The following is an 11,954-nucleotide window of genomic DNA, read 5'->3' as shown; positions in this document are numbered from 1 at the left end:
GGCACGGCGGCGGGCGTGGCCTCACGCCTCGACGCCGGCCCGCTTGAGGAAGGCGAGCGCGGGGCCGAGCGCGTACGCGGGCGCCCTGCCCAGGCGCAGCTGCTCCCCGGTCGACAGGCGAAGGAGCAGCCAGCGCGGCGCGAGGCCCGGCTCGTCGACCTCGGCGTCCCAGGCCGGCGGGGTCGAGATGCCGACGATCGCCTGGATCGGAAAGACCCGCCGGAAGCCGCGGCCTTCCTGGACGAGCTCGGCCCGCTCGAAGTCGAGGCGGAACAGGCCGTGGCGCCGGCGGCGCCGCCGGACGACGAGCAGCGCCGCGGTGGCCCCTGCGGTCCACGTGACCGCGATGAAGAGGATGGGAAAGGGGGCCGCGCGCGCCGCCACGATGCCCACGATGATGAGCGAGGCGGTCAGCGCGAACGCGGCGACGCGACGTACGGCGAGGTCGATGCCGTCGCCATGGCACTCGCAGACGAGCACGGCGGGGCCGAGCGCCCGGATGGCGCCGTCGGCGTTCGAGAGCAGGACGTCTCCCTCAGGCAAGGTGTTCCTCCCGGTCGGGTGAGGTTGTCGATACCGCAGCGGGCGGAGAGAGGCGAGGGGAGGCGGAGGGGAGGAGCGGGAGCCGGGCTGCTCGGCCCCCGGAGCGGAGGCTCGTGGGGCGGAGCGGGGCCCCCGCCGACTCGCCTGGGACGTTCCGCGAGCGGGCGGGCGAAGGCGTCAGTCCGCTAACGCTGGCGGCGCCGCGCGGTCGCACGGCGGAGGTCGACGAGACACCGTACGAGCAGGGGTTTGCTGCGAACAAGGGCGCTTTGAGGCGCGTGGCACGCGATGTGCCGCAGCCCCGGTGAGGGCGAGCAGAGACGCCAATCGCGCAACCGGGGCGGCCGTCACGGCAGATCGCGTGCGGACGCCGAGGTTCTCATGGGGGCACGCGCGCTCGGGACCGAGCTGCAAGAGGAGGACTCTGCGATGAGTTGGATCGTGAGACTGGCACTGCTCGCGGCAGCCGTGGGCTTGAGCGCGGGCTGCGCCGAGGAGCGGGCGCCGATCAGCCAGGTGCAGGCGAACGCGCTGGCGAAATCGTTCTTCGTCGGCGCCGATCTGCAGAGCAAAGAGGACGATCCGGAGTTCTGGACGCGGACCACGGTGGTCGACGTGGGCTACGGCGCCTCGCAGGACGGGCTGTTCTCGTCCTCGTACGCGCAGGCGGAGGTCGCGCGCATCAAGTGGATCATCCAGGAAGATCTCCTGATCGGGCGCCTCACCTACGAGCGCGTGAACGACACCGACGGCAAGGGAGCCGGCGCGGCCACGGACGACGGTGTCGTGGCCGTCGCGTACAAGATCCTCTCGCATTTCGACGTCCAGCGCGATTACAACCGGGCGACGGGGGAAGAGAGCAACGTCGTCGTCGAAAACACGACCGACCGTCCCTGGTATGCGCGGGAGTACCTGCGGGTCGACTGGTCGAAGAACCTGAACGTCGACTCCTACGACTTCGATACCCTGTCGCTCATCGGCGTCTACGGCGGCGTGAAGTACGAGCCGCTCTCCTATTACGTCAGCGACCCGAGCCACCCGGACGCGCCCCACTTCGACCCCGAGGCGGGATATTTCGACGTCACAAACAAGGCCTTCGCGATGCCGCAGCTCATCGATCTGAGCCACCTCGGGTGGGGCATCGACAGCTTCCCGGCCTGCATGCTCGACGCGGACTTCCCCGGCGGCACCGCGCCGGTGGGGTCCTGCAACCCGGTCGAGGTCACGCTCCGGCAGTCCTTCCGCCGCGTCGTCGAGCGGGACTACGAGCCGGCCGAGTGGGACGGCTACCGCTTCCGGGCGTTCGGCCCCTTCGTGCGAGAGCGCTTCGGCTACGCGCGCAACTACGGCATGAGCGACGCCAAGTGGCACCGCATGATCACGCGGTACAACCTCTGGGAACGCAGCCACTACTACGCCGATCCGGAGCGCATGACGGGCGAGATCCCCTGCTTCACGCCCGAGACCACCCCCGCCTCCGCCGATCCGCACCGCGATGACGACAAGAACGGGACCGAGGACGAGTGCGAGGCGGTCACCGGGGCGATGATGGACCAGGAGGGGGCGCAGGTGACGGTGGGCCCCGGCTCGCGGTGCGACACCTTCAAGCAGCGATGCACCCTGCCGTACCAGCGGCGGAAGGCCGTGCCGCAGCCGTGGTACGTGACGTCGAGCAGCCACCCCGACTACTTCGACGCCACGGACTGGGCAGCCCACGAGTGGGATGTCGCCCTGCGCAGCGCCGTCGTCACCGCCAGGTACGCCGAGTGCGTCCGGACGGCGGGCGACGCGGCGCGCTGCAGGGCGGAGTTCCCGATCTACGACGGGCAGATGGACGACAGCGCCGACGCCATCGCGCTCGCGCGCGAGGTCGACGCGTGCCGGCGCGGCGGGGCGCGGGAGGGGCAGGGGTGCGACGCCCTGGCCGACGAGCTCGGAAAACGACGCGGCTACGCGCCTGGCGTCGTCGCGCTCGCCAAGATGCCCGAGGCGATCGTTGTCTGTCATAGCCCGGTCGAGGCGACCGACCCGGAGGCGTGCGGCGGCCCCCGGCTCCCGGAGGGCGTGACCGCCAGGATGTGCGGCGACGAGCGCCGCAAGGAGGCGGGGCGCGATCCCGCGCTGATGAAGGCGTGCCGTGAGGCGCTGAACGCGCGGATCGGCGACCTGCGCTATCACCAGATCAACAACTTCGAGGCGCCGCAATCGCCCTCGGCCTGGGGCATCTACAGCGACTCGGAAGACCCGCTCACCGGCGAGAAGATCGCGTCGAGCATCAACGTCTGGACGCACGTCAGCGACATGTGGAGCCAGGGCGTCGTCGACACGGCCCGTTACATCAAGGGAGAGCTGAAGACCGAGGAGGTCACCGACGGCGACTACGTCCGGGACTGGGCGCAGGCGAGCGACGGCGCGTCGAAGGGCGGCGCGCTGCCGCGGCTCACGCGCGAGGAGATCGCGCGGCGGATCTCCCGGTCCGCCGGGGTGGGCGCGGAGGACGCGTCCGGCCAGATGGCGCGCGATCCAGCGCTGCGCGAGAGCCTCCGGCGGCTCTCGAAGGAGGTGCGCGCGATCGCGGCCGACGCGACGGCGCCGGACAGCATGCGCGCGGTCTACGAGGCGCGCCGCCGATCCGCGGTGGGCACCGAGCTGGAGGCCGAGCTCACGACGAAGATGATCCAGGAGCTCACCGGCGTGGAGGCGCTGCCGCTCACGGACGAGGTGATGCGCTTCGCCTCGCCGCTCCGAGGGGCGAACCCGAGCGTGCAGCGCGAGCTCAGGAACCTGCGGGAGCTCGCGCTCGCCGAGCGCGGCGCGTGCGTCATGCACGAGGCCCCGGCGCCGCTCGCGACGGCCAACCTGGCGGACATCCTCGAGGAGAAATTCGCGAGCAAGCACGGCCGCTTCGGCGAGGGAGACGCCGCGCAGAAGGTGCGGCGCGCCGAGGCGATGCGGCGCTACCTCGCGCAGCGGGCGCACTACGCGGTGATCCTCCACGAGATGGGCCACTCCGTCGGCCTGCGCCACAACTTCGTGAGCTCGTCCGACGCCTGGGGCTACCGGCCGCAGTACTGGCAGCTGCGCACGAACGACGGGCGGGTGAAGACGCTGTGCGAGACGCTCTCGGAGGACGGCGAGGCCTGCGTCGGGCCGCGCTACTACGACCCCGTCACCGAGAACGAGCGGAAGAACCTGCTCTGGATGTTCATGCACTCGTCGACCATGGATTACGCCGGCGAGCCCACGCAGGACCTCATCGGGCTCGGCGCCTACGACTTCGCCGCGGCCCGCATGTTCTACGGCGACGTCATCTCCGTGCACGCCGACCCGAGCTACAAGGCGACGACCCCGCGCGGCAAGGGCATGCTCGCCAAGGTCGACGACTTCGGCGGCGTCCTCGGCTTGCAGCCCGAGTACGACGACGAGGACATCCACTACTCCGACCTGCAGAACAAATACGACCTGATCCAGCCGGGGAGCTGCGTCGAGGTCGACCCGAGCGCGTACATACCCTCGGGCTGGAACGAGGAGCGGGACGGCGTCTGGCACCCTGTGCTCGATGGGCAGATCGTGCCGGTCGACGGCAAGTACACGCGGTGCCGGCAGCAAAAGGTCGATTACGTGACGTGGCGCGCGCTGGAGACGCCGGACGGCGTGAAGGGGCCCTCGGTGGATCCCGCGGGGCGCACCCGCGTGCCCTACGGGTTCGCGACGGACCGGTGGGCCGACCTCGGCAACCTGAGCGTGTACCGGCACGACAGCGGCGCGGACGCGTACGAGCTCTTCAACTTCTTCATCACGCAGCAGGAGGTGAATCACATCTTCGACAACTACCGCCGCGACCGGCAGGCCTTCAGCGTGCGCGCGGCGTCGGAGCGGACCTTGAACCGCTACAACGCGAAGATGCGCGACGGCGCGAAGGGCCTCGGGCTGGTCGCGAACATCTACCGCGAGTTCGCGCTGGACCGTGGTTACGACTTCGACACGTTCTGGGTCCACGCCGCGGGCAGCACCTTCAAGGAGAACATCCTCGCGGCCGGGATCGCGTTCGATCACTTCGCGCTCCAGATGGCGCGCCCGCAGCCGGGCGAGCACTTCCTGCCGGCAGGGGACACCGTCCTCCGGTCATCGAGCGACGTCTTCGGCGAGCCCGGGGCGACAGTGGTGGTCGTTCCGAACGGCGCGACAGGGTATTTCGGCGACATCGCCCTGGGCGGCAAGCCGCTCGAGAACGCGCTCGCGGAGGACAAGGGCGAGTACGACTCGTCGTACACGATGAACGCCGGCTCCTATTACGACAAGGCGTGGGTGGCGATGCTGATGACCGAGTCGGTCGACAACTTCATCAGCGACTCGCGGCACGACTTCCTCGACGCGCGCTACCGCGCTGTCTCTCTCGCCGACGTGTTCCCGGAAGGGTACCGCCGCTGGCTCGGCAACAACCTCACGGGCGACGACGCCATCAAGGGCGTGCGCGTCGAGGCGGACGACCGCGGCCGGCCTGTCCGGGATGCGAGCGGGTATCCGGCCAGCGCGCTCGGCTGGACCTCGTGGTGGAGCGAGAGCGGGCCGGAGAGCTGCTTCCCCGGCGCGGGGAGCATCGTCTGCAGCGCGTACGGCGCGGTCGACAGCGCGCCGTGGAACCCGCGGGCCCCGGCCAAGGTCGCCATCGTCGACCCGCAGATCGGCTGGGAGCAGCAGAAGTTCCTCATCGCCTGGACCCTCCTCTACCTCCCCGAGAACCAGAAGCAGAGGTGGCTGGACATGATGCACGTCTGGGAGACCGGGGCAGACACCGATCCTGCGTTCCCGAACCGGATCGAGCTCCACCATCCGTCCGGGAAGGTGTTTGTGGCGAAGACGTACGGGACCGAGACCATCTTCGGCAAGGTCGTGCAGAAGGGCATCGGCGCGCGCGTCCTGGAGCATGGGAATGAGCTCCTGGCCAGGGCGTATGTCACGGAGGCAGGTCCCGACCTCGACGGCGACGGCAAGGCGGACTGGCACAAGGTGAAGCTGAGCCCGGAGAGCGGGCAGCCGATCGTGCGGTGGGATCCGACGGTCGCCGCCATCACGCCGGACGGTGAGGTCCTGAGCGACGGCGTGCCCGGCTGCGAGGAGGACTCCGCCGCAGACGACGACGATTACAGCGATTTCTACAGCTGCACGTGCACCTCGAACCGCGCCTGCGTCGCGCTCGAGAGCTACGTCTCCGTGCCGGTCTTCATGCGCCAGGCGCTGTCTGCGTTCAAGCTGGGCGACCCGACGATGAGGGGCCTCCACTGAGCCCGATACCGCGACGGACGCTGCCAGGGGGGCCAATCGCGGCCTCAGGCAGGCCCGGCGCAAGGGTCGTGGCATCTTGCCGCATGGGGCAATTCGCCCCATGCGCTCGACCCGTTCGCCCGCGGTCCTGGACGCGGGTCGCCGTGGCGCAGGTCTTGCTGAATTTTTCCATGAAATGAGCTGCTTTTGGACACCGCCCGTTCCAGGCGTCGGTTGTCCGATGGCACACAGAGAGAACCTGCCATGGACTTCGAGAATGTCACGCATGGCCAGAGGGCGCAGGCACGCGTGGGGGCGGTGCTCAACGGGGCGTGGCGGCTGGACGCGCTGATCGGCCTCGGGGGGATGGCCGCCGTGTATGCCGCGACGCACCGGAGCGGCCAGCGGGTCGCGATCAAGCTGCTGCACCCTGATCGGGCGAGGGACAAGGTCGATCGGGCCCGGTTCCTCCGCGAGAAGGCGATCGTGAGCACCGTGAATCACCCCGGGGTCGTGGCGGTGCTCGCGGACGACGTGACCGAGGATGGGTCGCCCTTCCTGGTGATGGAGCTCCTGGAGGGAGAGACCCTCCTCCAGCGCTGGAAGGCGCAGGAGGGCCCGCTGCCCCCTGCCGAGGTCCTCTCCCTGAGCGGGCAGATCCTCGACGTGCTCGCGACCGCGCACGATAACGAGGTCGTTCACCGGGATCTGAAGCCCGATAACATCTTCCTCACGCGCGATTACTCGGTGAAGCTCCTCGATTTCGGCATCGCGCGCCTGCGGGTCCCCTCGGGGCAGACGTCGCTGGTGGGGCTGCGGGCGATGGGGACGCCGGCGTACATGCCGCCCGAGCAGGCGCGCGCGCGCTGGGATCTCGTCGATGCGCGGACGGACATCTGGGCGCTGGGGGCGACGATGTTCTCGCTGCTCACGAACCGGTACGTGCAGGACGCGTCGACCGTCAACGAGCTCTTCTTCCTGCGGATGACGTGCCCGATCCCGTCGCTCGCGAGGATCCAGCCGTCGATGCACCCTGTCGTGGTGCGGGTGGTGGACCGGGCGCTCGAGTTCGCGCAGGCGGATCGCTGGCCCGACGCGCGGTCGATGCTGGCGGCGGTGCGCGAGGCGCAGGCTGCGGTCGCGGTCGCGCCGCCCGCGCGGAGCACCCTCGTGCCGCCCGCGCGGAGCACCCTCGTGCCGCCCGCGCGGAGCACCCTCGTGCCGCCCGCGCGGAGCACCCTCGTGCCGCTGCCCCGGAGCACCGTCATGCCACCGCCGCCGCGGGGGTCGCTCGCGCCTTCGACGGAGGTGCGCGACCCCGGGGCGCTCGATGCGCGGTCGCCGTCAGGTCGCCCCCAGACCCCGACGCGGCCCCCCCGGACGCCGGGGCTCTCGTCGCCGGCGTCGCTCTCGACGATCCCGGGTGCGCTCTCGACGATCCCCCGCGCGCCTTGAAGCGAGCGTCGGGCGGCCAGGGTCCCCGCCCTCAGCCCGGGCTCGCTCCGGGGCGCGCATTTCGCCTGAGCGCGCGGGCTACGCGTTCAGGCCGGCGAGCAGCTCGCTCGGCCGTAGCACGGCGCGTCGCTCCGACTCCCGCCGGGAGAGGAGCGTCTCGTAGATATCCATGTAGCTCGCCATCATGCGCTCCGCCGAGTAGCGCCCCACCGCGAGCTTCCGCCCTCGCTTGCCCATCGCTGCGGACCGCCGGGGATCTGCCTTGAGCTCGGCGAGCTTCGCGGCGAGCGTGTCGACGTCGTCCGAGGGCACGAGGAAGCCTGTCTCTCCGTCGGTGATCAGGGCAGGGATGCCACCCACGGCGGTCGAGACCACGGGCAGGCCGGTGGCCATGGCCTCCACCATGGAAAGCGGCAGCCCCTCCGACGTCGACGACAGGACGAAGACGTCGCTCGCGGAGAGGAGCTCCGGCACGTCGTGCCGCTCGCCGGCGAAGACGACGCGGTCGCCGATGCCGAGCTCCTCGGCGAGGGCGCGCAGCGAGGCGGCCTCCGGTCCGTCTCCGACGAGGAGGAGGCGCCCGTTGTCCGACAGAACACCCGCGGCCGCGCGGAGCAGGAGGGCGTGGTTCTTGACCTGCGACAGGCGCCCGACCGCCCCGGCGACCCACGCGTCCTGGGGGATGCCGAGCTCGGTCCGGATGCGGCGCCGGGCCACGGAGTCCGGCCTGAACCGGGAGAGATCGATCCCGTTCAGGACCACGTGCAGCTTCGAGCTCGGGACCTCGTTGTGCTTCAGCATGAAGTCGGCCGTCGGCTGCGACACGGCCACGTGCGCGTCGGCGAACCTGGCCGCCATGTGCCGCAGCCAGGCCCTGCGGCCCTGATCGAACATGGCGCCATGCAGCGTGTGGCACACGGGCACGCGGTGGAGCCGGCCCGCGGCCGTCGCGTAGATGAGCGGCAGCTGATTGTGCGAGTGCACGATGGAGACACCATGCTTGGCGAAGAACGCCGCGAGCTTCCCGGGGAGCTTGAGGTCGAAGCCGGGGCGCTTCGGCATCATGTGCACCGCGACGTCGCGCTCCCGGAGCTGCGCCGCGCGCGGCCCATCGGGGTTCGTCTCGATGCCCACGACCATCACCTCATGCCCCGCCGCGCGCTGCAGCCCGGCCAGATCCACCACGACCTGCTCCGCGCCTCCCACCTGGAAGGAGTTCAGCACGTGCGCGATCACAAGACGGTTGTGGTGCGCTCGGGTCATCGGTGCATGCTGGGTCGTCTTCATAGGGCAATCTACACTCATGGTTTCCCTCTAGGGGGCGCTCTGACGCATGTGGTCTGACCTGAGAGAAACCCCTCCTTCGTGTCCTCGTTCGTGGGGGAGGTTACCACAGAGTCGATGAGGCAAGGAGCTTTCTCCGTGGTTCTCTCCAACATGCCTCGTACCTCTGGGTTGAAGTGAGGGGATGCCTTCACCAGCCGGTCAGTCGACTACGTGAAAGGTCTGCTGTGGCACATGACGACAGCTGTGACAAAGGGCGCCGCCGTGGCGCCACGCGTCGCGGCGCCGCGATCGTGCGCAGCAGCCACGACGCGCCGGAATTCCGGCAAATCTCGCGGAAGCCGCGCATTTTTTTCGGTGCCGTTGAAGAGCCGAATGTTCACGATGTCACCGACCGGGCTCCTTGCGAAAAGCGTGCAAGCTGCACCACGGCCCCACCCGGCACCCGGGTCCTGATGCTCCGATGGCGTGAGCTGTCCTACGTTGTGGGGAGGATCCGGGGCGCGTCGGGGGGTCCTGGTGGGCGTGGAGGCGTCAGCTCGCTGCTGTCCGCGGCGGAGGGGGATGAGGGCGGGGCGTGCGCGGCGGCGGCGCGGCCGCTCGCCGTGCGGTGTGTGGGGAGCAAGGCTGCGGGGCTGAGCCAGCTGTCCCCTGTCCTCAGGGCTGTGGTGGGGGGGACAGAGGGCAGCTGGTCGAGAGGTGGGGCTCACGGTCACGTGAGCATGGCCCTGCGGTCGTTCGGCGTCAGCGCTCGGGCACCTCGGCGCAGACCGCGAAGGTGGTCAGCGCCACCGTCTGCCCCTTCTTGCCGTAGCCGTTCTCGAACACGGCGGTCGAGGTCCAGCCCGGGCGGCCTTGGTCGGTGGCGTCGAACGGCGAGTTCTCAACCACCCTGCTGGTCGCCTGGGCTCCGCCGGAGATCGAGAATCCACCGCTGATCACGACTTCACCCGCGTTGCAGAGCGCCTTGACGTTGACGAACGTGCTTGTCGGCCCTGCCTCGCGCGTCACGGAGACCACGCGGATCTTGGCGATTCCGGGGGGGCCCATGGGTCCCTGCGCGCCGATCTCGCCCTTGGGCCCCTGGGACCCCTGGAGGCCCCGTGCGCCGTCGGTGCCCTTGAAGCCCTGGGGACCGATGGTGCCTGCGGGGCCCTGGGGTCCGCGCTCGCCCTTGGGACCCTGGGGACCGACCTCGCCCTTGGGTCCGGCCGGCCCCTGAGGACCGCGCGCGCCGTCGACGCCCTTGAGGCCCTGAGGGCCCATCTCGCCCTTGAGCCCGTGATGGCCGTGCGTGCCGTCAATGCCCTTGAGGCCCTGGAGACCCTGGGGGCCCCTTGCGCCATCAACGCCCTTGAGGCCCTGGAGACCCTGGGGGCCCCTTGCGCCATCAACGCCCTTGAGGCCCTGGGGACCGATGGTGCCCGCGGGGCCCTGGGGGCCGCGCTCGCCCTTGGGACCCTGGGGACCGACCTCGCCCTTGGGCCCCTGGAGGCCCCGAGGGCCCATCTCGCCCTTGGGTCCGACCGGCCCGGCCGGCCCCTGAGGACCGCGCGCGCCGTCGACGCCCTTGAGGCCCTGAGGACCGTGCTCGCCCTTGAGGCCCTGGAGCCCCTGGGGGCCCCTTGCGCCATCAACGCCCTTGAGGCCCTGAGGACCGTGCTCGCCCTTGAGGCCCTGGGGACCGATGGCACCCGTGAGGCCCTGGGGACCGCGCTCGCCCTTGAGACCCTGGGGACCGACCTCGCCCTTGGGCCCCTGGCGGCCCTGAGGGCCCATCTCGCCCTTGGGTCCGACCGGCCCGGCCGGCCCCTGAGGACCGCGCGCGCCGTCGGCGCCCTTGAGGCCCTGAGGACCGTGCTCGCCCTTGAGGCCCTGAGGACCGTGCTCGCCCTTGAGGCCCTGGGGACCGATGGCACCCGTGAGGCCCTGGGGACCGCGCTCGCCCTTGAGACCCTGGGGACCGACCTCGCCCTTGGGCCCCTGGAGGCCCCGAGGGCCCATCTCGCCCTTGGGTCCGACCGGCCCGGCCGGCCCCTGAGGACCGCGCTCGCCCTTGGGACCCTGGAGGCCCTGAGGACCGTGCTCGCCCTTGAGGCCCTGGGGACCGATGGCACCCGTGAGACCCTGGGGACCGCGCTCGCCCTTGAGACCCTGGGGACCGTGCTCGCCCTTGGGTCCCATGGGGCCCTGAGGACCACGCGCACCGTCGGCGCCCTTGAAGCCCTGAGGGCCGATCTCGCCCTTGGGTCCCACGGACCCCTGAGGACCGCGCGCACCGTCGACGCCCTTGAGGCCCTGAGGGCCCATCTCGCCCTTGGGCCCCTGACGGCCGTGCGTGCCGTCAATGCCCTTGAGGCCCTGAGGGCCCATCTCGCCCTTGGGCCCCTGAAGGCCGTGCGTGCCGTCGATGCCCTTGAGGCCCTGAGGGCCGACGAGCCCCGCCTTCCCCTGCGCGCCCGGCTCGCCGCGCTCGCCCTTGGGCCCCTGAGGGCCCGCCGGCCCCTGAGGACCGCGCTCGCCCTTGGGCCCCGCCGGCCCCTGAGGACCGCGCTCGCCGTCGACGCCCTTGAGGCCCTGAGGGCCCATCTCGCCCTTGAGCCCCTGACGGCCGTGCGTGCCGTCAATGCCCTTGAGGCCCTGAGGGCCGACGAGCCCCGCCTGCCCCTGCGCGCCCGGCTCGCCGCGCTCACCCTTGGGCCCCTGAGGACCGCGCTCGCCCTTGGGCCCCGCCGGCCCCTGAGGACCGCGCGCGCCGTCGACGCCCTTGAGGCCCTGAGGGCCCATCTCGCCCTTGAGCCCCTGATGGCCGTGCGTGCCGTCAATGCCCTTGAGGCCCTGAGGGCCGACGAGCCCCGCCTGCCCCTGCGCGCCCGGCTCGCCGCGCTCACCCTTGGGCCCCTGAGGGCCCGCCGGCCCCTGAGGACCGCGCGCGCCGTCGACGCCCTTGAGGCCCTGAGGGCCCATCTCGCCCTTGAGCCCGTGATGGCCGTGCGTGCCGTCGATGCCCTTGAGGCCCTGAGGGCCGATGAGCCCCGCCTTCCCCTGCGCGCCCGGCTCGCCGCGCTCGCCCTTGGGCCCCTGAGGGCCCGCCGGCCCCTGAGGACCGCGCTCGCCCTTGGGCCCCGCCGGCCCCTGAGGACCGCGCTCTCCCTTGAAGGCCTGCTGACCTACGAATCCTTTGGTCTGCTCTGCCTCGCCGGCCCAGCCCACGCCTGCGCTGACCATCACGCCCGCAAGCCCGGCGACGATTCCCGCAGAAACCGCACTCGTTCGATATTTTTGCATGTGACTCCGCCTTTCTATCGATTTCGAGCTTCGGTGCGCTCGATTCCCGCACACAGTCGTGTTCAGATGAGGTGGAGCCCACAGGCGAGCGAATCGGACGAAGGGCGACTCCGAGGCGG

5 protein-coding genes are annotated in these 11,954 nt (G+C 71.0%); 2 read left to right on the top strand and 3 right to left on the bottom strand.

The annotated features are described in order from the left end of the window. Positions 1-21: 21 nt before the first annotated feature. Complete coding sequence (locus WMF28_RS27315) at positions 22-543, bottom strand: hypothetical protein (protein WP_437596259.1); 522 nt, start codon at positions 541-543, stop codon at positions 22-24. A gap of 441 nt (positions 544-984) precedes the next feature. Between WMF28_RS27315 and WMF28_RS27310 the strand changes: the two genes are divergently transcribed. Both WMF28_RS27310 and WMF28_RS27305 read left to right on the top strand, forming a co-directional pair. Then, positions 985-5,829: a hypothetical protein gene (locus WMF28_RS27310; protein ID WP_437596258.1), complete on the top strand. Its 4,845-nt coding sequence runs from the start codon at positions 985-987 to the stop codon at positions 5,827-5,829. A 243-nt stretch (positions 5,830-6,072) separates the two neighbouring features. Further along, positions 6,073-7,263 carry a serine/threonine-protein kinase gene (locus WMF28_RS27305; RefSeq protein WP_437596257.1) on the top strand — a complete coding sequence of 397 codons (1,191 nt, stop codon included), beginning with the start codon at positions 6,073-6,075 and terminating at the stop codon, positions 7,261-7,263. Between the two features lie 78 nt (positions 7,264-7,341). Here the strand turns inward: WMF28_RS27305 and WMF28_RS27300 are convergent, their stop codons facing one another. After that, entirely contained in the window at positions 7,342-8,526 is a 1,185-nt protein-coding gene (locus WMF28_RS27300) for a glycosyltransferase (protein WP_437596256.1), read from the bottom strand. 765 nt (positions 8,527-9,291) lie between these two features. After that, a complete protein-coding gene (locus WMF28_RS27295; RefSeq protein WP_437596255.1) occupies positions 9,292-11,775 on the bottom strand; it encodes a collagen-like triple helix repeat-containing protein in 2,484 nt (827 codons plus the stop codon). Positions 11,776-11,954: the final 179 nt, after the last annotated feature.

The sequence above is a fragment of the Sorangium sp. So ce590 genome (assembly GCF_051521365.1).
GTDB lineage: Bacteria > Myxococcota_A > Polyangia > Polyangiales > Polyangiaceae > Sorangium.
This window is presented reverse-complemented; position numbering and strand designations above follow the sequence as displayed.